This window comes from Nocardia pneumoniae NBRC 100136, assembly GCF_000308755.1.
Taxonomy (GTDB): Bacteria; Actinomycetota; Actinomycetes; order Mycobacteriales; family Mycobacteriaceae; genus Nocardia; species Nocardia pneumoniae.
In genome coordinates this window covers 98,490-121,449 of sequence record NZ_BAGF01000035.1, presented here as the reverse complement: position 1 = coordinate 121,449, position 22,960 = coordinate 98,490, and the positions used below count along the sequence as shown (strand labels likewise).

The 22,960-nt window shown below is 68.6% G+C and carries 18 protein-coding genes; 7 read left to right on the top strand and 11 right to left on the bottom strand.

What is annotated here, in order from left to right; translation table 11 throughout:
* Positions 1-332: 332 nt before the first annotated feature.
* The 3 genes from tyrS to ON34_RS10390 all read right to left on the bottom strand — a co-directional run bounded on the left by tyrS (position 333) and on the right by ON34_RS10390 (position 3,845).
* Positions 333-1,622, bottom strand: coding sequence for a tyrosine--tRNA ligase (tyrS, locus tag ON34_RS10400; protein ID WP_040777567.1), 1,290 nt, complete (start codon positions 1,620-1,622; stop codon positions 333-335).
* Between the two features lie 307 nt (positions 1,623-1,929).
* Positions 1,930-2,562, bottom strand: a complete 633-nt coding sequence (locus ON34_RS10395; protein WP_040777563.1) for a DNA-3-methyladenine glycosylase — start codon at positions 2,560-2,562, stop codon at positions 1,930-1,932.
* Between the two features lie 134 nt (positions 2,563-2,696).
* Positions 2,697-3,845: a low temperature requirement protein A gene (locus ON34_RS10390; protein ID WP_040777561.1), complete on the bottom strand. Its 1,149-nt coding sequence runs from the start codon at positions 3,843-3,845 to the stop codon at positions 2,697-2,699.
* A gap of 253 nt (positions 3,846-4,098) precedes the next feature.
* Between ON34_RS10390 and ON34_RS10385 the strand changes: the two genes are divergently transcribed.
* The 4 genes from ON34_RS10385 to ON34_RS10370 all read left to right on the top strand — a co-directional run bounded on the left by ON34_RS10385 (position 4,099) and on the right by ON34_RS10370 (position 7,869).
* Entirely contained in the window at positions 4,099-5,622 is a 1,524-nt protein-coding gene (locus ON34_RS10385) for a multicopper oxidase family protein (RefSeq protein ID WP_040777558.1), read from the top strand.
* 89 nt (positions 5,623-5,711) lie between these two features.
* Entirely contained in the window at positions 5,712-6,443 is a 732-nt protein-coding gene (locus tag ON34_RS10380; RefSeq protein WP_040777555.1) for an ABC transporter ATP-binding protein, read from the top strand.
* Positions 6,440-7,234 (top strand): ABC transporter permease, encoded by a 795-nt coding sequence (locus tag ON34_RS10375; RefSeq protein ID WP_051022346.1) that lies wholly within the window; start codon positions 6,440-6,442, stop codon positions 7,232-7,234. Before ON34_RS10380 ends, ON34_RS10375 begins: the two co-directional genes overlap by 4 nt.
* Positions 7,231-7,869, top strand: a complete 639-nt coding sequence (locus ON34_RS10370; RefSeq protein WP_040777552.1) for a TetR/AcrR family transcriptional regulator — start codon at positions 7,231-7,233, stop codon at positions 7,867-7,869. The genes ON34_RS10375 and ON34_RS10370 overlap by 4 nt, the downstream gene beginning before the upstream one ends.
* 22 nt (positions 7,870-7,891) lie before the next feature.
* On the opposite strand, the gene ON34_RS10365 is transcribed toward ON34_RS10370, so the two are convergent.
* The 6 genes from ON34_RS10365 to ON34_RS10340 form a co-directional block, all read right to left on the bottom strand.
* Entirely contained in the window at positions 7,892-8,356 is a 465-nt protein-coding gene (locus tag ON34_RS10365; RefSeq protein WP_245547966.1) for a L,D-transpeptidase, read from the bottom strand.
* A gap of 277 nt (positions 8,357-8,633) precedes the next feature.
* Positions 8,634-8,867, bottom strand: coding sequence for a Trm112 family protein (locus ON34_RS10360; RefSeq protein ID WP_040777548.1), 234 nt, complete (start codon positions 8,865-8,867; stop codon positions 8,634-8,636).
* A gap of 10 nt (positions 8,868-8,877) precedes the next feature.
* Positions 8,878-9,453: a GtrA family protein gene (locus ON34_RS10355; RefSeq protein ID WP_245547965.1), complete on the bottom strand. Its 576-nt coding sequence runs from the start codon at positions 9,451-9,453 to the stop codon at positions 8,878-8,880.
* Positions 9,450-11,705 carry a membrane protein gene (locus ON34_RS10350; RefSeq protein ID WP_040777545.1) on the bottom strand — a complete coding sequence of 752 codons (2,256 nt, stop codon included), beginning with the start codon at positions 11,703-11,705 and terminating at the stop codon, positions 9,450-9,452. The genes ON34_RS10355 and ON34_RS10350 overlap by 4 nt, the downstream gene beginning before the upstream one ends.
* 55 nt (positions 11,706-11,760) lie before the next feature.
* Positions 11,761-12,246, bottom strand: coding sequence for a GtrA family protein (locus tag ON34_RS10345; RefSeq protein ID WP_040777542.1), 486 nt, complete (start codon positions 12,244-12,246; stop codon positions 11,761-11,763).
* Positions 12,243-14,486, bottom strand: coding sequence for a hypothetical protein (locus tag ON34_RS10340; RefSeq protein ID WP_063821658.1), 2,244 nt, complete (start codon positions 14,484-14,486; stop codon positions 12,243-12,245). Before ON34_RS10340 ends, ON34_RS10345 begins: the two co-directional genes overlap by 4 nt.
* A 270-nt stretch (positions 14,487-14,756) precedes the next feature.
* On the opposite strand from ON34_RS10340, the gene ON34_RS10335 reads away from it, so the two are divergent.
* Positions 14,757-15,857 (top strand): glycosyltransferase family 2 protein, encoded by a 1,101-nt coding sequence (locus ON34_RS10335; protein ID WP_051022344.1) that lies wholly within the window; start codon positions 14,757-14,759, stop codon positions 15,855-15,857.
* On the top strand, positions 15,847-16,986 hold the full coding sequence (gene rffA / locus ON34_RS10330) for a dTDP-4-amino-4,6-dideoxygalactose transaminase (RefSeq protein WP_040777539.1): 1,140 nt from the start codon (positions 15,847-15,849) through the stop codon (positions 16,984-16,986). Before ON34_RS10335 ends, rffA begins: the two co-directional genes overlap by 11 nt.
* Positions 16,987-17,133: 147 nt before the next feature.
* Here rffA and ON34_RS10325 read toward each other — a convergent pair whose 3' ends face one another.
* Positions 17,134-17,733, bottom strand: coding sequence for a class I SAM-dependent methyltransferase (locus ON34_RS10325; protein ID WP_040777537.1), 600 nt, complete (start codon positions 17,731-17,733; stop codon positions 17,134-17,136).
* Positions 17,734-17,819: 86 nt separating this feature from the next.
* A complete protein-coding gene (locus ON34_RS10320) occupies positions 17,820-20,771 on the bottom strand; it encodes an AMP-binding protein (RefSeq protein WP_040777534.1) in 2,952 nt (983 codons plus the stop codon).
* Between the two features lie 779 nt (positions 20,772-21,550).
* Between ON34_RS10320 and ON34_RS10315 the strand changes: the two genes are divergently transcribed.
* On the top strand, positions 21,551-22,957 hold the full coding sequence (locus ON34_RS10315) for a family 2B encapsulin nanocompartment shell protein (RefSeq protein ID WP_040777531.1): 1,407 nt from the start codon (positions 21,551-21,553) through the stop codon (positions 22,955-22,957).
* Positions 22,958-22,960 lie beyond the last annotated feature (3 nt).

Sequence of the window (22,960 nt, the reverse complement as noted above, 5' to 3'; positions counted from 1 at the left end):
GGTCCGATCCGGTCTGACCGGATCTTCTCTGGGCAACTTTCCCAGTCTAACCATGTAGCCGAGCGAAGTCAAGCCCGATCGGCCTATCCGATTATGCTGGTATGTCAGGCGCTCCTCGTCCTACCTCGTTTCCCGGTCCCTCCGCTCGGCTCGCGCCTCGCTTCTCGGCTCCGGGTCGGTGTCCGTGTCGCTCTGACCTGGAATAAGTTACGCGGCGGATAACGCTACGTCAAATCGCCTGAACAACGAGGTGTCTGCGCAGGTCAGGGACGTGCACCGGGTGTGAGCGCAGGCTTGAATCACACCGATGTGATTCAAGCCACCGCACCACTTCACGCACCTGCCCGCAAGACCCCGGCCAGGTTCTTCTTGCCGCGCCGCAGCACGAGCCACCGCCCGTGCAGGTAGTCGGTGTCGGCGGGAGTCCACTCGATGTCGGAGATCTTCGTGTTGTTCACCGAAGCCCCGCCCTCGTTCACCGCGCGCCGCGCGGCGCCGCGGCTCTCGCACAGCCCGGTCGCGACGAGCAGATCCACGATGGTGGCCGGCTCGCCGGGCTCCAGCCGCGCGACCTCGCCGTCGACAGCGGCCTCGCGCAGAGCGGCGCCGAGGGTGGCGGCATCGAGGTCGCGCAGTTCGCCGCGCCCGAACAGCGCCTGACTGGCCAGCTGCACCGCACGGGTGTTGGCCTCGCCGTGCACCAGGGTCGTCATCTCCGCGGCCAGCCTGCGCTGCGCCTCCCGCGCGTGCGGGCGCTCGACGGTGGCCTGCTCCAGCGCGTCCAGTTCCTCCCGGGACAGGAAGGTGAACCAGCGCAGGTAGCGCACCACGTCGGCGTCGGCGGTGTTCACGAAGTACTGGTACCAGGCGTAGGGGCTGGTCATCTCCGGGTCGAGCCACAGGCTGCCGCCGCCGGTGGACTTGCCGAACTTCTTGCCGTCGGCGGAGGTCACCAGCGGGACGGTCAGCGCGTGCACGGACGCGCCGTCGACGCGGCGGTTGAGTTCGACGCCCGCGATGATGTTGCCCCACTGGTCGGAGCCGCCCACCTGCAGCGTGCAGCCGTAGTTGCGGCGCAGCTGGAGGTAGTCGTTGGCCTGCAGGAGCATGTAGCTGAACTCGGTGTAGGAAATGCCCTCGCCGTCCAGGCGCCGCTTGATGGTGTCGCGGGCCAGCATGACGTTCACCGAGAAGTGCTTGCCGATGTCGCGCAGGAAGTCGACGGCGGTCAACGGGCCGGTCCAGTCCATGTTGTCGACGATCACGGCGCCGGTCGGCGAATCGTCCAGGTCCACGAACCGTTCCAGCTGCGACCGGATCCGTCCGGCCCACTCCGCCACCGTGTCGGTCGAGTTCATGGTCCGCTCACCGACGTCGCGCGGGTCGCCGATCAGACCGGTGGCGCCACCGGCCAGCACGATGGGGCGATGGCCCGCACGCTGGAAACGCTTCAGCGCGAGCAACGGCACCAGATGGCCCGCGTGCAGGCTGGCGGCGGTGGGATCGAAGCCGGCATACAGGGTCAGCGGCCCGGCGGCCGCCGCCGCGCGCAAGGCATCCAGGTCGGTGGACTGCGCGATCAATCCGCGCCAGGTCAGTTCGTCGATGATGTCGCCGCTCACGCCGTCCTATCTTTCCGCATGAGATCTCGGGTGCTGTGTGCGCCTCAGTGTCGTCACGCGACCCGGCGCAGGTCGAGCGGTTTTCCTCGGCTCGACCGACGCGCCGACCCGGATTCGACGCGCGATGTCGTGCAGCCGGTGGTCGACTCGTCGGTGACGACCAGGTCCCGGGCACAGACCCGCACGGTTGGGATCAGCACCCGCTACCACCCCTGCCGAGCGTCGTCGTGCTGTCACAGGCTCAATGGGTGAACGCTTCCCGCAGGCGGCGCCGGTAGGCAATCCAGGCGAACACCTTCGCCCCGCGTCATACCACCTTCGCGGTCGACAGGGGCGCACGTGGACTACGCCGGTAGACCGACACCGCGCGGGAACCGGACAGCCAGAACCGCCAGGGCACGTCCGCCGCGGTGCTCACGCCCACGCGGGGACCGCTGGCGATCTCGGTGGCATCGACCGCGCCGTTCAGCTCCAGCCGGATCGCGGAGGACGGGTCGAACAGCGCGGTTCCGTAGTCGCTCAACGCGATTCCCAGTGCGGTACCGAAATTGCCCGGCCCGCGGGCCAAGTCCAGATCGGAACGGGCGCCCGGACGCCGGGCTCGCACCGTCTCCAGACCGTCGATCACCTCGCCGGAGCGCAGCAGCACGGCGCTGGCGGTGCCGTCCGGCCCGCTCGTCACGTTCACGCAGGTGTGCATGCCATAGCTGAGGTAGACGTACAGCACTCCGGCGGGACCGAACATCACGCCGTTGCGCTTGGTCCGGCCGCGCCCGGAATGCGAAGCCGGGTCGGGCCACGGTCCCGCAGGGTCTCCCCCGTACGCCTCGACCTCGACTATCCGTACCGCGACCGGCCCCGACCGCAGGGTCGCGCCGAGCAGGCGGCGGGCGGCGGCGGGCGGTTCGACAGCGAGTTCTTCAGCGGACACGACCGCCATTCTCCTCGACGGACGCGGCCGGCGCGCAGCCGCTCGACAGCCGGACGGTCGTCGGAGCGGGGCAGCCACCGGTAGTCGCGCCCAGTCCGGTCAGCACCGCGACGTAGCGGTTGGCGTCGATCTGTCCCGCGCGCTCAGAAGTACTTGGTGTGCTGGCCCGACCGCAGTATGAGCAGGTCGTCGGCGATCACCGCCGCGTAGCCGACCACGACGATCGCGGCCAGCTGAGCCCAGGACACCCAGAAGACGCCGATCGGGGTGGTCGCCGCGACGGCGGCCGCCGCGAGGAGCCGGGCCCATGGGCGCGGCAGGCGCAGCGTCAGCCGGAAGCAGAACTGGCCCAGGAAGTAGAGGGCGACACCGCCGGAGAGGGCGGCGGCCACGGCGACCGAGGCGGCTTCGTTGCCGTGGGCGATGCTCATCTGAATGCCCGCGGCCGCCACGATGACACCGATGAGCAGCGGGTACAGCGAATAGCCGTAGGCCAGTACCGCCGGACGGGAGCGTTCCCGGTCCGGCACCGCCGCCAGCGCGTCCTCGCCGCGTTCGTCGTCGGCGCCGAAGTAGGCCCACCACAGCACGTAGGCCAGGCACAGGCCCAGCGCCACCGTGGCGATCAACTGCGGTGTGATCTTCTCCCCGGCCAGCCCAGCGCCGATGGCTACGATCGATTCGCCGATCGCGACGATCACGACCAGGCCGTGCCGCTCGCAGAAGTGACTGGCACGGATCACGAAATCCCCGGTGTCCACGAGATAGGGGCTGATCACCTGCACGGCGAATGCCAGAGTCCAGCATGCGTATTGCGCCCAGTCGTGCACGAACCCGCCCGCCAGCACCAGTGCCGCGGCCACTGAGTTCAGCGGGGCGATACGCCGGATCGCGAGAGCGGCGGAGGCGCCGCCCGCCGAGGCGAACAGCGCGGTATGCACGGCGGTGATCAGGACGTATCCCACACCGAACGCGATGCCTGTGCCGTGGAAGGCGTCAGGGATGGCCAGTGCGAGCACGAAGAACGCGAACATGCCGACCATCAGCCAGCTCCTCCGGGAGGTACTGTTCGGCGCGACCTCATTCGTGAGCCACACGTAGCCGGAGTACATCCACCAGATCACCCCGAACAGCAGCGCCACCTGGGCGAGCGCCTGCCAGCCCGGGTGATGGGTGTAGACGTGCGAAAGCTGGGTGATGGTGAAGACGAAGACGAGATCGAAGAACAGCTCGAGCGTCGAAGCCCGCAGCTGCCCGCCCTCGGCGGACAGTTCCGCGCTCTGGTTGGTCACGGCAGGAGCCTAGAGCGCGGGCGGCCATGCGCCAACCGGTCGGATCGTGCTGGTCTCCGTACTCCTCACCCGAGGGTGTCGGCGCCTATGACGAGGCCCTTCAGCTTGTCCGAGTTCACGTGGAGCCGCAGATTGCGGGCTGGGTCGCTGCCCTTACCCTGACCGCTCCGGCGCGGACCTCAGGGGCGGACCGGGGAGGAAATGGGGACGCTCCCGGATGTGTTGCGGCACTGCGGATTTCTACCGTCAGGCCATGTCTTCGGATTCCCGGCCGCGCAGAGGGCGGCGGTTGCTCCTGGTTCTCGTATCGGTCGTGACGTCCCTGGCTCTCGCGATCGCCGGCGGCGTCACCTGGGTGTATGTCGAGGCGACCGTATCCACTGTCGGCAGCGCGGAATTCCGTAACGAACTCGCCATCCCTCCGCTGGCGCCGTCGCGGATCGCCCCTGACGGAACCCGCACTTTCGAGCTGGAGATGCGTTCGGGCCGACGGGAATTCCTGCCCCGATCGGCCACGGAGACCTGGGGATTCAACGGCGATCACCTCGGACCCACGCTGCGGGCACGGCGCGGGGAGAAGGTGGCGGTCACGGTCCGCAACAACCTGACGGAGGCCTCGACCGTGCACTGGCACGGAATGCATCTACCCGCGGCCATGGACGGAGGTCCGCACCAAACGGTGGCCCCCGGCGCTACCTGGACGCCGAACTGGAGCGTCGATCAACCCGCGGCCACCCTGTGGTACCACCCACATCCGCATGGCGCGACCGAAGACCACGTCCGCCGCGGCCTCGCGGGCATGTTCCTGCTCGACGACGACGTGTCCTCTGCCCTGCCCCTGCCCGCGACGTACGGCGTGGACGACCTACCGGTGATCGTCCAGGACGTGAAATTCAATGGCGCGGCGTTCGATTCCGCCCACGCGATATTCCGTGATGTCGGATTCCTCGGCGACCGGACCATGGTCAACGGGACGCTGACGCCGTACCGGAACGTCGGCGACGAACTGATCCGCCTGCGTCTGCTCAACGCCTCGACCGCGCGGACGTATACGTTCGAATTCGCCGACCAGCGACCGTTCGCGCTGATCGCCACCGACGGCGGCCTGGTGGAACGGCCGATCACCCTCGATCGGCTGCGGTTGTCGCCAGGCGAGCGCGGCGAAATCGTGGTTCGGATGCGGCCCGGCGAGCGAACCGTGCTGCGCAGCGGCGAACTCGATGCCGGACTGGATTTCTGGACCCAGCGGTTCTCCGGCGGCGACGACACCTTCGACATTCTCGAACTGCGTGCGGCCGAGACGCTGCGGCCGTCACCGGAACTCCCCGCGACGCTTGCGGTCCCCACCGTTCCGGACGGCACGGATTCGGTGCGGGAACGGCATTTCGATCTGGACCTTTCCGGGATCAACGGCACGCCGATGGCGATGGACCGCATCGATGTCGCGGTCACCCGCGGCACCGCCGAGACGTGGGTGGTACGCAACAACGACGGCATGCCGCACAACTTCCACATCCACGACGTGCGATTCCGGGTGCTCGCGGTCGACGACGCCCCACCGCCCGCCGCGCTGACCGGAGCCAAGGACACCGTCTTCCTGCCGCCGAACGTCACGGTACGGCTGGCCATGCGCTTCGACGGCCCGGCCGATCCGGACGCGCCCTACATGTATCACTGCCACCTGCTCTGGCACGAGGACCTCGGCATGATGGGCCAATTCGTGGTCGTGAACCCGGGCGAGACCGCCGGAACGCCGCCGCCCCACCACGGCCACTGACTTTTCCACGGCGACACCCTTGCCGGTCGGCCGCGTTCGCGCTAAATTCATCACACAGTGAATTCAACACTCGATGAATTGAGGCGACCGTGTCGCAATCCACCTCTTCTCCCGCCGTCGAAGTCCGCAGCCTGCGGGTCCGCCGCGGCGGCCGCGAAGTACTGCACGATGTCTCGCTGACCATCCCGCGCGGCTCGATCACCGGGCTGCTCGGCCCGTCGGGTTGCGGCAAGACCACACTGATGCGCTGCGTCGTCGGCACCCAGATCGTCGAATCGGGAAATGTCACTGCCCTGGGCCTGGCGGCGGGCTCGGCGGCATTGCGCCACCGGATCGGCTACGTCACCCAGGCGCCGAGCATCTACCCCGACATCAGCGTCCGCGACAACGTCGCGTACTTCGCCGCGCTCTACGGCTGTGATCGCGCCGACGTCGACGACGCGATCACCGCGGTCGGCCTGATCGAGCACGCCCACCAGCGCGGCGACGAGCTGTCCGGCGGCCAGAAGACCCGCGCCTCCCTCGCGTGCTCGCTGGTCGCCCAGCCCGATCTGCTGGTGCTGGACGAACCGACGGTCGGGCTCGACCCCGTGCTGCGCGTCGAACTCTGGAAGCAGTTCCACGAATTGGCGGCGAACGGGACGACGCTGCTGGTGTCCAGCCACGTCATGGACGAGGCCGAGCACTGCGACCGGCTGCTGCTGATGCGCGAAGGGCGGCTGCTCGCCCAGCTCAGTCCGGACGAACTGCGCGCGCGGACCGGCGAACAGAACCTCGAGACCGCCTTCCTCACCCTGATCACGATGGGACCGAACGCATGACCGCCACCCTCGAAGCCGCGCCGCGGCGGACGCCGACGCTGCGCCCCTACGCCGCGACCACCGGCCGCATCTTGAAACAGCTGCGCAACGACCACCGCACCGTCGCGATGATCCTGGTGGTTCCGGCCCTGCTGATGGCGCTGCTGTACTTCATCTACAAAGACACCCCGGCCAACCCGCTGAACCCGGTCCCGCTGTTCGACCGGGTCGGCATCAGCATGCTCGGCATCCTGCCGTTCATCGTGATGTTCCTGATCACCGCGATCGCCATGCAACGCGAACGCACCTCGGGCACGCTGGAGCGATTGCTGTCCACACCGCTGTCGAAACTGGACCTGCTCGCCGGATACGGCACCGCGTTCTCGCTGGCCGCGGCCGCGCAGGCCACCGTCGCCTGCGTGGTCTCCTTCGGCCTGCTCGGGCTCGACGCGGCGGGCAGCCCCGGCTGGATCGTGCTGATCGCGGTGGTCGACGCGATCTGCGGGGTGGCTCTGGGGCTGCTGGCAAGCGCCTTCGCGCGCACGGAGTTCCAGGCCGTACAGTTCATGCCGGTCGTGGTGGCGCCGCAGATCTTCCTGTGCGGCTTGCTCGTTCCCCGCGGCCAGCTGCCCGATTGGCTGGAGGTGATCAGCAACGTGATGCCGTTGAGCTACGCCGTCGACGCGCTGCAACAGGTTTCGACCCATCCGGAGGTCACCGGACAGATGTGGCGCGATCTGGCGATCGTCGCCGGATTCGCGATCGTGGCCCTGATCTTGGGCGCGGCGACGCTACGACGGCGGACCGCGTGACGGCAGGCGACGGTTCCGGCGAGCGGCCCGGCCGCAGCGGCCGCAGGCCGGGACAGTCGGGCGCCCGCGAGGCCATCCTCGCGGCCGCCCGCGCGCGGTTCGCCGACGTCGGGTTCCACAAGACCTCGATTCGCGCGGTCGCCACCGACGCCGGGGTCGATCCGGCCCTGGTGCATCACTACTTCGGCACCAAACAACAGCTTTTCGCCGCGGTGGTGGAGCTCCCGGTGGATCCGGAAGCGACACTGAAGATCATCGAGTCGGCTCCGCTGGATCAATTGGGCGAAACCATTCTTCGCGCCGTTGTCGCGGTGTGGGATTCCCCGGCTGGGCCGGGTATCGTCGCGGCGGTGCGCAGCATCCTCGCCGGAAGCGACGACCCGGCCCTGGCCAGGACGTTCCTGTTGGAAGTCGTGCTGGAACGCGTCCGCCACCGGATCGCCACCCCGCAGGACGACGGTCGCACCCGGATCGCGCTGGTCGCCGCACAGATGATCGGTGTCCTGGTGGGGCGCAAGATAATCGGCGTCGAACCGCTGGCCTCCATGCCTGCGTCCGAGTTGGTCGCCGCGGTGGGCCCGACGCTGCAGCGCTATCTGACCGGGGACATCGGCCACGAAACGGCCTCGGGGTGACGCCCGCGATCATCGCGGCCGGTCATTCGACGACTTCGACGATGTCGCCGGGCGACAAGTACTCGTAGAACGCCTTGGCGCCTTCATACGTCATTCGGACGCAACCGTGTGATTTCTTCTCGATGGGGCCGACGTGGAAGGCGATATCGCCGTTGAAGAAGACCGCGTACTCCATCGGAGCGTTGTGCATCGTGCTCCAGTGGAATTCCTTCTTGAACGACACTTTGAAGACCCCGGGCGGCGTTTCGTATCCCGGCATCCCATGCGAAATCGGCGTCGGACCGTAGACCACCCGGCCACCGTCCATCAGCCAGGCTTCATCGGTCGACAGCCGCATACACGCGCGGGCGGCGGTGGAACAAGGCGCCACGGGCGGTGGCGGCGGTGGCGGCGGAATCAGTGCGGGCAGACCGGGAATGTCCGGGCCACCCGGCCAGAGTGGTTCGGCCGGTGCGGGGGCGGCCATGGCGAACCCCGCCGCCACCACACCGCAGAAAATCGCACATCGAGCTGTCCAGTTACGTAAACGCAAGCTGCTCATTACGTTCCCGACCTCTCTCCCCTTACGCCCCCTGTGTTGCTCAGCAGGCTGGTTCGAGCGCCCGACGCCGGAGCGTGCGGACCTTCGCGAGGTGTAAATGATCATGGCGGACCCGGCTTCGGAGGGTCAACGAACCCAAACGAACGTGACTCATCCGTTGCCGAGCCTCGGCCTCGCGTTCCCGGGAGCGGGGAGAGCGGAGTTCAGCAGAACGCGCGCAGGGTCAGGCGTCGGCCTCCGGCGCGGTGAACGCTTCGTGTTCGGCGTCGGTGACGTCCCTGGCCTCGTCGATGAGCAGCACGGGGATGCCGTTCTCGACGGGGTATGCCCGGCGCAGGCGCGGGTTGTAGAGCAGCGTGCTGCCGTCGGCGGCATGGACCAGCCGCAACGGGCCCTTGTCCTGCGGGCAGGCCAGCAAGCTCAGCAGTGTGGCATCCAGGGTGGTGTGCTCAGGCATACCTGGAAACCTACCTTCCGGTCGAATCGGGTCGGGAACCGTCCGTGGCGGGCGCGCGGCGAAACGAGATGTGGCGATGCCCGAAGAAACTCGCCACCGCCACCAGCGCCATGACCCCGATCGCGGACGGGATGCTCGGCAGATGCAGGATCGAGACCGCCATTTGGAGCAGCGCCATGTTCAGCAGCAGTCCGCCGGAGTTCACCGCGACGAAGGCGACGAAATCGCGCATCACCCGGCCCCGCACCCGGAAGACGAGGGTCCGGTGCAGGACGAACGCCACAACGACGCTGACGGCGTAGGCCGCGGCGGGCGCGACCGCGGCGGGGACCCGGTCGCCGACCAGTACCAGCCACATCACCGTCAGGGCCATGCCGAGCCCGGTGTTCACCATGCCCACGACCGCGAACGCGATCTCTTGGCGTCGCACCAATCGCAGCAAGGGCCCCGGGTCCGGGGCGATGTCCTTCCGGTCCGGGTTGCCGCCGGATCCGGCATTCGTCCCGAACGCGGCGAGGGACTCCATCGCGTTCGTGGCGTCGAGACGCCGCATGATCCTCGCCCGCGCCGCCGCGCCCGCGCTCATCGGGCAGCGTCCGCCAGGTCGGGCTCCGGGGTGGCGGCGGCATCGGACAGCGCGGGCTCATCGGTCCCGTCGACCGGACGGTCCGTCCGCCGCCTGCCGCGCAGATACGCCCATTCCAAGACGCCGACGCCGACCAAGCCCAGCAGTGCCGCGGCCACGCCCAGCTGCCAGCCGGGCGGCCGCCAGCTCAGCACCAGCTCACCGCCGGTCGTGCCAGCCGGAATATCCACGGCCACAAATGTTTTGGCCACGAGTGTGGTGGGGATCTCGCGACCGTCGAGCGTCACGCGGTAGCCGGGCCACCCGAGCCGGGCGAACACCACCCGTCCGCCCTCGGGGGAACTCACTCGCACCCGGCTGGTGGTATCCGATTCGCCGATCGAGCTGGCGGTCCCGCCCTGGACGGCCGCGATCCGGCCGTTCCGGGCAGAGATCAGGCCCTCGCTGCGTTCCAGCACCGAGATGTACTTTTCGTGTCCCGGATAGTCGACCCATGTCCAGCCCGGCGGCGCGGGCTGCTCGCGTGCGTCCGGGTACAGGGCGCGATGCAGCACGACCCGGTCGATCTTCATCAGGTCGACGATGGTCTCGCCGGTGGTCGGTTCGGTCGCGAAAGCGCGCCGGTAGGCGTCGGGGCAGACGCTGGTGTCCCAGCGCATGCACAGCGTCTCGCCGAACCAGTAATGCCCGTTCGGGGTGTATCCGCTGACATACGTCAGCTCGAGATCCTTGGCGTAGTTGCCGAACACCAGCGACCCGTACGCGCCACGCAAGCTCCGCTCCTCCCGCGGGATGAGCATGCGGTCGCCGAGTTGCAGCGTGGTCCCGGGAAAGTCGGGGAACGCGGCCTTCATCTCCGACCGGTTCTCCGGCAGGTTCCAGCCCATCGGCGTCGGCTGCGCCGCCCACACCTGCAGATACGCGATCGGGAACACCGACGCGATCACCAGCGCGCACGCGGCGACCACGCCGCGACCGCGGGCCAGCCAGACCACGGCCGCCCCGAGCGCGGCGATGCCGAGCGCGGCGACGACGTGCCAGATCACGTCTTGCGGAGCCGCGGAGAACGATCGCGCCCACAACAGACCGATGAGCACCGCCGCCGCGATGCCGCGCCGCCGCCAGTCGTCGAAGGTCGCGAAACGCCCCAGCAGCACGCACACGAGCACCAGCAGGCCCAGCGCGATCATCGGCAGTACGCGGGCGGGCCAGCGCAGGGGACCGATCGCGCCAGGCCCCGCGGTCCACATGAGCGCCATCACCGCGAACAGCGCGGGCGCGACCAGTTCGCGCGCCGAGGCCAGCGCCTTGCCCCAGTCCACGAAGGCCAGCGCCGGAATCAGGAACCACGCGATGTAGACCACCGGCATCGGCTGCACATAGCCCCACCACGAGTTGAACGCGGGCAACGTACTGGGCAGGCTCGCGTTCAGCGACTCCGACCACGGCACGGTGAAGAACTGATCGTTGTTGATCTGCGCGGTGCCGCGCCAGGTCACCTTCGCCGACAGCATGCTCGGCAGGTAGGTCGCCAAACCGGCCAGCGCGGCGCAGGCGGCCACCGTGAGCAAGCGCAGCGACGGCTGCCACGCCTTCTGGTGCACGAGTTCGCCGATCGCGACGGCGCCGATCATCAGACCGGCCTCGACCGCGGGGAAGATGTACTGCACCGAGATGGCCAGATACAGAAAGACGAATGTCGGGATCGGGCCGCTGTCGCCACGGGCGTAACGCACCCCGGAAGCCCACGCGTGGGCCAGCCAGGCCGTGCCGGTGAACGCGGTCATCCAGCTGGATTCGTCGAAGAACAGCAGCCATCCGGTGAAGGGGATGGCGACGCCCGCCACCGCCGCCCAGGGCGCCTTCGCCGCGTAGGCCAGGCAGATCCGGTAGACGCCGAGCCCGAGGACGATCGCGAAGATCAGTTTCACCACGGTGGCGTACAGGGCGAGATCGTCGACCGACGGCGCGATCAGATCGATCAGCAGCTGCGGCGGATTGAGCAGGCCCGCCTCTTCGATGGTGTAGTTGCCCGCCATCCAATGCTCGGGCACGAGCGCGGGAAACCGTCCCTCGCGCAGGTACCGACCCAGCATCACCCATAGCGGCGCGTACTGCGACTCGGTGTCGTCGGTATAGAAATGCCGAACGTTCGCCAGTAGAACCGCTCCGTATCCCGCGACCACACCGAGCGCGGTGACGATGCCCCAGGTGAAGACTTCTCGCGAAGCGAAGGTTCTACGTTCGGCCACGAGTCACAGACCCTACAGGCAACGCCGCGCTATCCCGGCCAGCCGGTGCCGGGAACTACCCCGCCGCGCCGCCGGACCGGACCTCGGGGCGACGGCGGAACGAGATGTAGCGATGGCCGAAGAAGCTGGCGACCGCCACCAGACCCATCACCACCACCGCGGACGGAATCCGCGGGAGGCGCAATACCGTGACCGCGAGCGAGAGCAGCACCGTATTCATCAGCAGCCCACCGGAATTCACCACGACGAAGCCGGCGAAATCGCGCAGCACCCGGCCACGCACCCGGAACACCAGGGTCCGGTGCAGGACGAAGGCCACGACGATGCCCATGCCGTAGGCCAGGACGACGGCCACAGCGGGTGGCCACGCGTCACCCAGCACGGCCAGCCACGCCACCGTCAGCGCGATACCGAGCAGGGTGTTGCACACACCGACCAGGGCGAAGGCGACTTCCTGCCTACGCACGACGCGCACCAGCAGCCCCGCGGCAGGCTCATCGGCCGCCGCGGTCGTGGCGGCGAGGCGTTCGTTCGCCGTCACGAAACGACGTCCGCCAATTCGCGGTCCGGCTCGGTAGGAGCCGAATCATCGCTCGGCTCCGGCTCCTCGCGCCGCCGCGCGCGCACGTGCAGCCACTGCAGCACGCCGATGCCGAGCACACCCGCCACCGCGGCGGCGATGCCGATCTTCCAGCCCGGCGGACGCCAGGTCAGCACCAGCTCGGCGTTCTGGGTGCCCGCGGGGACGTCCACGGCGACGAACGATTTGGCGACCGTCGTAATGGGCATCGACCGGCCGTTCACGGTGACTCGGTAGCCCGGCCAGCCCAGCCGCGAGAACACGATCCGGCCGCCGTCGGCCGAGGACACCCGCACCCGGCTGGTGGTGTCGGTTTCGGAGATCGAAGTCGCGGTCACGCCCTTGGCGTCGGCGACGCGGCCGTTGGTCGTCGAGATCGGACCGGCCACTCGTTCCAGCACCGCGATGTAGCGTTCGTGACCGGGATAGTCGACCCACTTCCAGCCCTCCGGCGCGGGCTGATTCGGCGCGTCCGGGAACAGCGCGCGTTGCAGCACGACCCGGTCCAGCTTCATCAGGTCGACCAGCGGCCGCCCCGTGGCCGATTCCGGTGCGAACATCCGCCGGTAGGCATCCGGGCAGACGCTGCCGTCCCAGCGCATGCACAGCAGCTCGCCGAAATAGAAGTGCCCGCTCGGTGTGTAGCCGTTGACGTAGGTGAGTTCGAGCCCCCGGGCGTAGTTGCCGAAGACGAGCGACCCGTAGGCGCCTTCGACGCTCTTGTCCTGCGGTTGCAGCAGACCGCGGTCGCCCAGCTGGATGGTGTTACCCGCGAAATCGGGGAACGCCGCCTTCGCCTCCGACCGCTTGGCGGGCAGGTTCCAGGACATCGGAGTGGGTTGCGCGGCGCTGACCTGGAAGTAGGCGATCGGGAACATCGCCAGGATGGTCAGCGCGCACGCCGCGGCGGTGCCCTTGGTTCGTCCCAGCCACACCGCCGCGGCCACCAGCGCGGCCAGCGCGACCGCCGCTACCACGTGCCAGACCCAGTCGTGCGGGTCGGCGGAGAAGGACCGCACCCACAGCGCCAGGATCAGCACACCCGCCGCGATCCCGCGATTCTTCGCGTCCCGCACCGTGCCGAAGCGACCGAGCAGCACGCACACCAGCACCAGCAGACCGATCGCCAGCATCGGGAGCACGCGAGCGGGCCAGCGCAGCGGCCCGACCGAACCGGGGCCCGCGGTCCACATCAGCATCATGATCGCGAAGAGCGCCACCGCGCTGAGTTCCCGCCACGCCTCGCGGGCGCGACGCCAGTCGACGAACGCCAGCGCCGGAATCAGGAACCAGGCGATATAGGTGACCGGCAGCGGCTGCACGTAACCCCACCACGAGCTGAACGCGGGCAGCGAGCTGGGCAGGCTGGCGTTGAGCGACTCCGACCACGGCACCGTGAGGAACTGATCGTTGTTGATCTGCGCGGTGCCACGCCAGGTCACCTTCGCCGACAGCATGGAGGGCAGGAAGGTCAGCAGGCCCGCGAGCCCCGCGCAGCCCGCCGCGACGGTCAGCCGCAGCACGGGCTGCCACTTGCGCTGGTACACCAGCTCGCCCACGGCCACCGCCAGCAGCATCAGCACGGCCTCGACCGCCGGGAAGATGTACTGCGTCGAGATTGTCAGATACAGATAGACGAACACCGGGATCGGCCCGCTGGATATGATGCGGCGTACGCGGGGCCCTGCGTGGTCACGCAAGCTACCGCCTCCGGGCCCGTCGCTCCCGCCGAGGCCGCGGGTGTATCGCACCGACGCCGCCCAGGCGTGCACCAGCCACGCGGTGCCGGTGAGCGCGGTCATCCAGCTGGCTTCGTCGAAGAACAGGAAGAAACCCGACAGCGGTAGCGCGATACCGGCCACCGCCGACCAGGACGGACGCCCGCCGTAGGCCAGGCATACCCGGTAGACGCCGAGCGCGGCGATGATCGAGAAGATCAGCTTCACGACGGTGGCGTACAGCGCGACGTTGTCCACCGAAGGCGCGATCAGATCGATCAGCAGCTGCGGCGGATTGAACAGGCCCGCGTCGTCCATCGTGTTGTTGCCCGACATCCACTGCTCGGGCACCATCACCGGGAAGGTGCCCTCACGCAGCGCACGGCCCAGACCGACCCACAGCGAGGTGTACTGGGATTCGGTGTCGTCGGTGAAGAAATGCCGGATATTGGCGAGCAGCACAGCGACATAACCCGCGACCACTCCGAGCGCGGTGATGGCCCCCCACCGGTAGACATCCCGCCGCGAATAGACATCCTGCGGCGAGCCGAGCACTGCACTGTCCGTCACGAGTTCCAAACCCTACAGTGCGCCTGTCCGCTTGGCATCGGTCGAGCGAGGCCACCATGATGAGGGCATGATCAGCTGCTCCGGTAGCCGGAAACCGCACCGTGCTAGAGTCCACACCGGTTCGGGCTCTGCAGTCCTGCAACGAGTACCGGCACGCACCGTCATCGAAAGTCGATCCAGCTGATGCCGATTCCCCATGCCCGTGCACTCCGTTCCGGCGCCCCGGCGACGAACGGTGATCCGGCTCGGCCCGGCCTGGACCGGCCGCACACGATATCGGTGGTCGTGCCGGTGTACCGGGGCGAGGACACCATCGCCGGGCTGGTCGCCGAATTGCACGGTCTGACCCGCCCCGTGGAAACTCCCGGCGGGATCACCTTCACCGTCAGCGAGATCATCCTCGTGCACGACCACGGCCCCGACCGTTCCGACGTGGTGCTGCAGGAACTGGCGCAGACCTACGCCGAGGTGCGCACGGTCTGGCTCAGCCGCAACTTCGGGCAGGACGCGGCCACGATCGCCGGGATGTCGGCCGCGGCGGGCGACTGGATCGTCACCATGGACGAGGACGGTCAGCACGATCCTCGCTTCATCAGCTCGTTCCTGGACACGGCTCTGGCCGAGCGGGCCGACCTGGTGTACTCCAAGCCGACCAACACCCGGCCGCACGGCTTCCTGCGCAACCTGACCTCGCGCGGGGCCAAACTGGTGCTGGCGACGCTGTTCGCGTTCCCGGATTCCACCCGGTTCGAAAGCTACCGGCTGATCCGCGGCGACATCGGCAGGCAACTCGCCGAGGTCGCCTCCAACGGCGTCTACCTCGACGTCGCGCTGACCTGGGTGGTCGGCGCCGTCGCGCAGGCGCCGGTGGTGCTGCGCGCCGAGGGGCGCGAGGACTCCGGCTACAACTACCGCCGCCTGTTCTCCCTGTTCTGGAAGATGGTGCTGTGCAGCGGCACGCGCGGCCTGCGGCTGGTCAGCCTGCTCGGCGTCACGCTCGCCCTGGCCGGTGGCGTGATGGCGGCCATCGTCGTGTTCGAGGCGCTGACCACCGATGGCTGGGCGCCCGAGGGCTGGGCCTCGACCATCGTCGTGCTGCTGCTCTGCTCCGGCGCCATCCTCTTCTCGCTCGGACTCATCGCCGAGTATCTGGGCGTCGCCCTGCACATTCTGGTGGGCAAGCCGCTCTATCTCACCGTCGAGACGCCGACGCCGCGTCCGGCCGATGCTTCGGAACCGACCGCGACCACCGCCAGCAGGGAGACCGACCGGGTTGAACACTGACCGCGTCATCTTCAGCCGCCCGTTCCGGGCGCCGAAGGAACTAGCCAATCTGGAGGCGGTGCTGGCCTCCGACCACAGCCACGGCGACGGGCAGTTCACCGCGTCGGCCACCGCGAAGTTGAAGGCCATCACCGGCGCGCCGCACGCCCTGCTGACCACCTCCTGCACCTCCGCGCTGGAGATGTCGGGCCTGCTGCTGGAACTCGGCCCCGACGACGAAGTGATCGTGCCCAGCTTCGCGTTCACCTCCACCGCCACCGCCATGGCGTTGCGCGGCGCCACCTGCGTGTTCGCCGACATCGACCCGGCGACCGGAAATCTGGACCCGGCATCGGTCGCCGCCCTGATCAGCGAGCGGACCAAGGCCGTGGTGGTCATCCACTACGGCGGCGTCGCCGCCGACATGGCCGGGCTGCTGGAGCTGGCGAACGCGCACGGCTTCGCCGTCGTCGAGGACAACGCGCACGGGCTCGGCGGCACCTGGCGCGGCCGTCAGCTGGGCACCATCGGCACGATGGGCACGCTCAGCTTCCACGACACCAAGAACGTGCACTGCGGCGAGGGCGGCGCACTGCTGCTCACCGACGAGATCCTGATGGCCAGGGCCGAGATCATCCGGGAGAAGGGCACCGACCGGGCGCGATTCCTGCGCGGCGCGGTGGACAAGTACTCCTGGCAGGACATCGGCTCCAGCTACCTGCCCAGCGAGCTGAACGCGGCCGTGCTGGACGCGCAACTGGAGGAGTTCGACACCATCCAGGCCGGGCGCCACCGCGTGTGGGACACCTACGCCGCCGCCCTCCCGGACTGGGCTCGGCGCAACGACGTGCGCCTCATGTCGGTGCCCGCCGACCGCGGGCACACCGCGCACCTGTACTACTTGCGCACCCCGACCGAACGCCGCCGCGACGACCTCATCGCCCACCTCGCGGCGCGGGGCATCTCGGCGCCGTTCCACTACATTCCGCTGGACTCCAGCCCGGCGGGCTTCAAACTCGGCCGCACACCCCGGCCGTGCCTTCGGAGCGCGGAGTTCTCCGCGACCGTCGTACGCCTGCCGCTGTGGCCGGACCTGACCGACGAGCAGGTCGGCCGAGTCATCGACGCGGTCACCGCGTTCACCGTCTGACAGCCCGGGGCCGGTCCACGACGAACCCGGATTCCCGGCCTCACGCTCAGGGATTCCGGCCACCGGGCGGCTGCCGCGGGTCGTGCCGCGTCGTCGATCCGGACACCGTACAGACCCGGTTCGCGGTGATGGACCGGACCGCGACCCTTACGCCGTGAGCACGTAGAGCTTCTCCCTGCCGCCCGCGATCAGGGATTGCCGCACCACCCGAGGGCCGTACCCGGTGAAGAACTCGTCCAGCGTCCGCTCGGTGAAGCGGTGGGCCTGTTCGCCGTCGCCCGCGTCGGTGAACCGCTTGCCGATGGTGGCGAGGACCGGATTGTCGCTGGTCGCCAGGTTGCGGACCGGTTCGGCGACGACCACCTGCTCGGTGGCCGCCGCGAGCATCCGATCGATCACCGGCCCCGGCTCGGGAAGGAAGTGGTAGAGGCTGGCCTGCATGATCACGTAGTCGGCGGCGGGCAGCGGCTGGTCGGAACGCAGGTTCCACACTTTGCCCTGCCCGCCCGCCTCGCTCACCCGCGCGACGAAGCGCTCGTTCAGGTCGAGGCCCGTGTAGTCGACCGACTTGTGGCGCAGATAGCGGGTGTAGAGCGTCGCGGGCCCGCAGCACAGGTCGACCACGCTCGCCCCCGCCGGGACGAGTTCCGCGATGGCGCGATACCGAGCCGTGTAGTGCCTGCCGTACAACCCGCGCATCAGCACCTCGTAGACGGTCCCGTTGCGGTAGATGAGGCTCGTTCTCACAAGGACTCACTATGCCATTGGCCGGTGAATCCCGTGCTTCGGCAACGTGACTGGCAATGCGCGATCAAGGGGGGCTCAGCGCCTCGTCAATCGCCGAACAGCGTGCGCGCCCGGCTCTCGGTGAGGACCTCGTAGGCGTCCGATGCGCGGTTGTACCACCAGGTGCCGGGCCCCGGCCGCGGTCGCCCGGCGGCCTGCACCGCACGGGTCGAGGGGCGGTAGGACGGGCTGCGCGGGATGTCGTCCACCAGATACACCAGGTCGGGACGCTGGTCCGGTTCCAGTGCGCGCACCGCCTCGGTGATGTCCTTGGGTTCGAGGCGGAAGCCCTCGCGCACGCTCACCGCCGCGACGGCGACGCAGTGGTCGCCGACGTCGAGGCCGTAGGCGACCTCCATGTCGACGGCGGTGATGTCGTTGAGCGCGTCGACGATGGGTTGGCCGAAGACCGGGCCGCGGCGGGTGCGGATCACCGTGTCGGTGCGGTCCATCAGCCAGTAGTCGCCGTCGCTGTCGCGGCGGAACAGGTTCTCCGTCGGCATCCAGGAGTCACCCGCGGTGAACACCCCGCGCAGGCCGCCCGCGGAGATGTCCACGCCTTCGGACGCCTTGCCGATCAGCAGCCCGACCTCGTTGTCCGCGCAGCGCCGGGCGAAACCGGACCCGTCGAGGAGAATTCTCTCGGTGATCGGGTCGTAGGCCACCAGTTCCACCTTGGCGGTGCCCGGCACCGGCCTGCCCTTGCAGCCGCGCTTCGCGCCGGTCACGTTGGCCAGCACCACGTCGCCTTCGATGGAGGCGTAGAACTCCAGCACGCGGGCGGGCTCGAACTGCTCGACGGTGCGCCGCCACAGCCCCGCGGGCATGCCGGAGCCGATGAACAGCCGGATCGGGTGCCGGTGACCGGCCGGGAAGACATCGGCGTCGAGAATGTCGCGCAGCATGGTCCAGGTGTAGGTGACCACGGTGACGCCGTAGCGGTGCACCTCCGCCGCGAAGCGCCGCGGATCGAGCGAACGCGCCAGCGCGATCCGGCTTCCGCCCGCGACCGCACCGCCGAGGCTCACCAGCAGCCCGGACGAATGATGCAGCGGGGCGAGGCAGTACACCGTATCCCTGCGGTTGAGGTCCGCCGTGGTCGCGGTGCCGAACGCCGACAGCGCCCAGCGATGGTTGGTGATGTACTTGGTCTCCAGCCGGTTGCCGGTCCCGGTGACGAGCACGAACGCCAACTCCCGGGCCAGACCGGGATCCGGCCGGTACCACGCGGGCAGCCGCACTTGGGCAGGATCGATCTGCTCGAGGTCGATCATCCGGTCACTGGTGGGGATCGACAGCTCGCGCGCGGCACCGCCGCCGAGCACCAGCACCCTGGCGCCGGTCGCGGCGGCTTGCCGCAGGTTCTCCGGATCGGAGATCAGCGTTTCCACGCCGGTCAGCTCGATGGCGTGACCCAGTTCGCTGCTCGGAGCCAGCAGTACCGCCACCGCGCCGAGCCGCGACAGCGCCGCGACGGCGGCCAGTGCGCTGGGCCGGGTCTCCATCACCACGCCGACGCGCATCGCGGGACGCACACCGACCTGGATCAGGCCGCGCACCACGTTGTCGATGCGCGTGTTGACCGCGGCGTTGGTGTGCACCCGGTCGTCGAACAGGAACAGGTCCCGCTGCGGAGCGCGCCGCGCCTGTTCGGCGACCAGGCGGCCGAGCGAGATCCTGGTGTGCGGCTGGATCATGCCGAGGCGGGTCAGCCTCGGCAGCGCCCGCGCCGCCTCGCCGGCCAGCTCGAACGAGCCGCGCACGGTGTTGTTCGCGATGCCCTCGAGCGCCTTCCCCACCCCGGTGCCCGCTTCCGCCAGGCTCGCGGCGGTGTGGATCACCCGGGTGGCCGCCGATCGCGGGCGATTGTTCGGCACGTGCTCGGCCATCGGCACGATCTCGGGAGGCAGCGGCTTGTCGCCGTTCATCCAGTGGACCCACTCCCGCACCAGCGGCCAAGTGTGGTTGGTGGCCATGCTCCCGGCCACCAAGCCGAAATGCCCGGCTACCAGCGTCGCCTCGTAGACCTCCGCGTTCGGCGCGGCACGGACGATGCCGCGCACCGCGGCCGGTTGGCCGATGTCGTCGACCTCGCCGACGAACGCCAGAATCGGGCATTTCAGCTCGGCCAGCGAGACCGGCTGATCGCGGATGACGAAACCGCCGAGCATCAGCCGGTTGTGCGCGACGAACTGCTTGAGCAGATCCGCCGCGGCCGGGCCCGCGTATCCGACCCAGCCTTCGCTGTTGAGGAACCGGCGCTGACGCTCCTTCGGCAGCAGGGCCTCCCGGTCGTGCAGCTGACGCAGGAAATCGATCCTCGACTTGGCGGTCTTCACCGGATCGAGCAGCTGGAAGCCGATCCGCACCATGGAGTCGGTGATCGGCAGCCGGGTGACCACGTGGTCGGCCAGGAAATCGGCGAGGTCGGAGACCATGCCGTAGGGCAGCCCGAACGGGATGCCCGCGACGATGTCGACCGGGCTGCCGAAGGTGACGATGCTGTCCACGCCTTTGCCGTACCGGTAGGCGGCGGTCTGGTAGGCGAACATGCCGCCCTGGGAGTAGCCCATGAGGTGCACGCCGCTGCCGGTGGCCTCGGTGACGGTGTCGATCGCGCTGCTGATCGCGAGCACGTGGTCGGCGAGGTCACGCTGCCAGCCGCCCTCCTCGCTCGCCGGTGAGCCGAAATCGACCACCCAGCAATCGACTCCGCCGCTGTGCAGGATGCCGACGGCGCCGCCTTCGGCGTTCACGTCCCAGATGTCGGCGTTCACCATGAGCGGGGGAACCAGCAGGGCGACGGGACGGCCGGGCGTGGTGTCCTCGGGGAAGTAACGGCGCAACCGGTACATGCGTCTGCGCTCGACGACCTCGAACGGAGACGCCTCGACGTCGTGGGTCAGTCCGCCGAAGCGGATGACCTCGAGGCCGTTCTGCGCGGTCGCCATCAACCGCTGCACCGAGCCCACCACATCCTTCGCACTCAACTTCACCATCACTCCTGGCCCTACGCTGGAACGTGACCCGCATCACACACCCCGAGGTGTTCAGACGAGCTTCCCACACCTCATGTCCATTATGTGTCCGCTGTGACACGTCACATGACCGGCGGCACGGTCAGCCTGCCATGACATTCCCGTACTTGCCCGCGAACGCGTCCGGCCCAACGCCCTGCTCAGCGCGGATCGGAGGGTCTGCGTGCCGATCGGAACGACATCGAGCCGAGCAACAGCGGCGCTCCGAGCCCGGTCGCGGCCCGCGGCGGTCAGGTCGTAGTGGACGCCGCCGATGGTGGGCATCGTGGCGTCCGTGTCGTTGCGGCCGACTCCAGGCCGGACGCCCGTGGCGGGTACGGCTCGGCGGGAAGCGTCAGCGCCAGCGGACCGCGGAAGGTGATGAACCCGTAGTCCGGCCCCGACGGGCAGCGGTAGACCCGGGCAAACAAGAGCCACGAAAACAGCTAATTCACAGCGATCACAAACTGATTCGGAGATCCAGCCCGGGACGGCACCCACCGTTACCGGAATCGACCGCGTGTCGTGACCATCCGGAATACCGCCGAGGCATCTTCGAGATTTCTCTGCGCACAGGCGGTTTCGCGGTCTACCATTGACCACGTCTGGAACGCCCTGGCGCGTAGGTCATTTCGTTCGATGAGCTTCGCAGACCTCGTGTCTGCCGATTTGTTGTGAACACCCAGCGACTCTGAACTATCGACCCCCAAACCCGTCACCATCGATTGTCTCGGTGGCCGTCTCGAGGTGAGGACGCACGCATGACCATAGAAATGCCGGTCCAAACGGAAAACAACGGGCGCAAGAGCCTCAGTACCAGCACGGCCGGGCTGCTCGCGCACACCACCAAATCCGAACCGCAGATGCAGGGCATCAGCTCCCGCTGGCTCACCCGCATGCTGCCATGGACGCAGGTCAGCGGTGGTGTGTACCGCGTGAACCGCCGCCTGACCCACACCGTGGGCAACGGCGAGGTGGAATTTGTCATCGAGGGCTCGACCGCGCGGGTCATACCGCAGGAACTGCGCGAGCTCCCGCCGCTGCGCGACTTCGACGACGAAGCGGTGTTGGCTTCCCTCGCACGGCATTTCGAACAGCGCGATCTCGAACCGGGCACTGTGATAGCGGAATTCGGAAATCCGATGGATCAGGTCCTGCTGATCGTGCACGGCAAACTGACCAAGATCGGGTCGGGCGAATACGGCGAGCAGACCAAGCTCGGCATGCTGGGCGGCGGTGATTTCTTCGGCGACGCCATGCTCACCGACCCGTCGGCGATCTGGCCGGTCACGGTCAAGACCGTCACCAGGACGACCCTGCTGGTTCTCCCCCGGCAATCGCTGGCCGACCTGCTCGACAGCGCCCCAGCGCTCCGGGAGCAACTCGCCAGCGTCGCCGCAGCGCCCAGCCGCCCGCAGAACACCAAGGGCGAGGCCGACATCGAGGTCGCCTCCGGCCACTCCGGCGAGCCCCTGCTGGCGGGCACGTTCGTCGACTACGACGCCTCCCCGCGCGAGTACGAGCTCAGCCTGGCCCAGAGCGTGCTGCGGGTGCACACGCGAGTCGCCGATCTGTTCAACGACCCGATGAACCAGGTGGAGCAACAGCTGCGGCTTACCATCGAGGCGCTCTACGAACGGCGCGAGCACGACCTGGTCAACAACCCCGATTTCGGCCTGCTGCACAACTGCGATCTCAAGCAGCGCATCTACACCGAGTCCGGCCCGCCGACCCCGGACGACATGGACGAGCTGCTCAGCATGCGCCGCAGCACGAAACTCTTTCTCGCCCATCCGAAGGCGATCGCCGCCTTCGGGCGCGAATGCAGCAAGCGCGGGCTCTACCCGGATCCGGTCGAGATCGACGGGCACCGGGTGCCCGCATGGCGCGGCGTGCCGATCTTCCCGTGCGGCAAGATCCCGGTGAGCGACACCCAGACCACGTCGATCCTGGCCATGCGCACCGGCGAGAAGGACCAGGGCGTGATCGGCCTGCACCAGACCGGCATCCCGGACGAGTACGAGCCGAGCCTGAACGTCCGCTTCAAAGGCATCGATGACCAGTCGATCATCTCCTACCTGGTCAGCTGCTACTACTCGGCGGCCGTGCTGGTGCCCGACGCGCTGGGCGTGCTCGACAACGTCCTGGTCGCCCGGCAAGCGGACTGACCG

Excerpts from the sequence above, each read along its gene's own strand:
- ON34_RS10395 (WP_040777563.1), bottom strand. The coding sequence starts at position 2,562 with ATGGCGGTCGTGTCCGCTGAAGAACTCGCTGTCGAACCGCCCGCCGCC.
- ON34_RS10385 (WP_040777558.1), top strand. The coding sequence starts at position 4,099 with ATGTCTTCGGATTCCCGGCCGCGCAGAGGGCGGCGGTTGCTCCTGGTT.
- ON34_RS10375 (WP_051022346.1), top strand. The coding sequence starts at position 6,440 with ATGACCGCCACCCTCGAAGCCGCGCCGCGGCGGACGCCGACGCTGCGC.
- ON34_RS10360 (WP_040777548.1), bottom strand. The coding sequence starts at position 8,867 with ATGCCTGAGCACACCACCCTGGATGCCACACTGCTGAGCTTGCTGGCC.
- ON34_RS10355 (WP_245547965.1), bottom strand. The coding sequence starts at position 9,453 with ATGAGCGCGGGCGCGGCGGCGCGGGCGAGGATCATGCGGCGTCTCGAC.
- ON34_RS10335 (WP_051022344.1), top strand. The coding sequence starts at position 14,757 with ATGCCGATTCCCCATGCCCGTGCACTCCGTTCCGGCGCCCCGGCGACG.
- ON34_RS10320 (WP_040777534.1), bottom strand. The coding sequence starts at position 20,771 with ATGGTGAAGTTGAGTGCGAAGGATGTGGTGGGCTCGGTGCAGCGGTTG.
- ON34_RS10315 (WP_040777531.1), top strand. The coding sequence starts at position 21,551 with ATGACCATAGAAATGCCGGTCCAAACGGAAAACAACGGGCGCAAGAGC.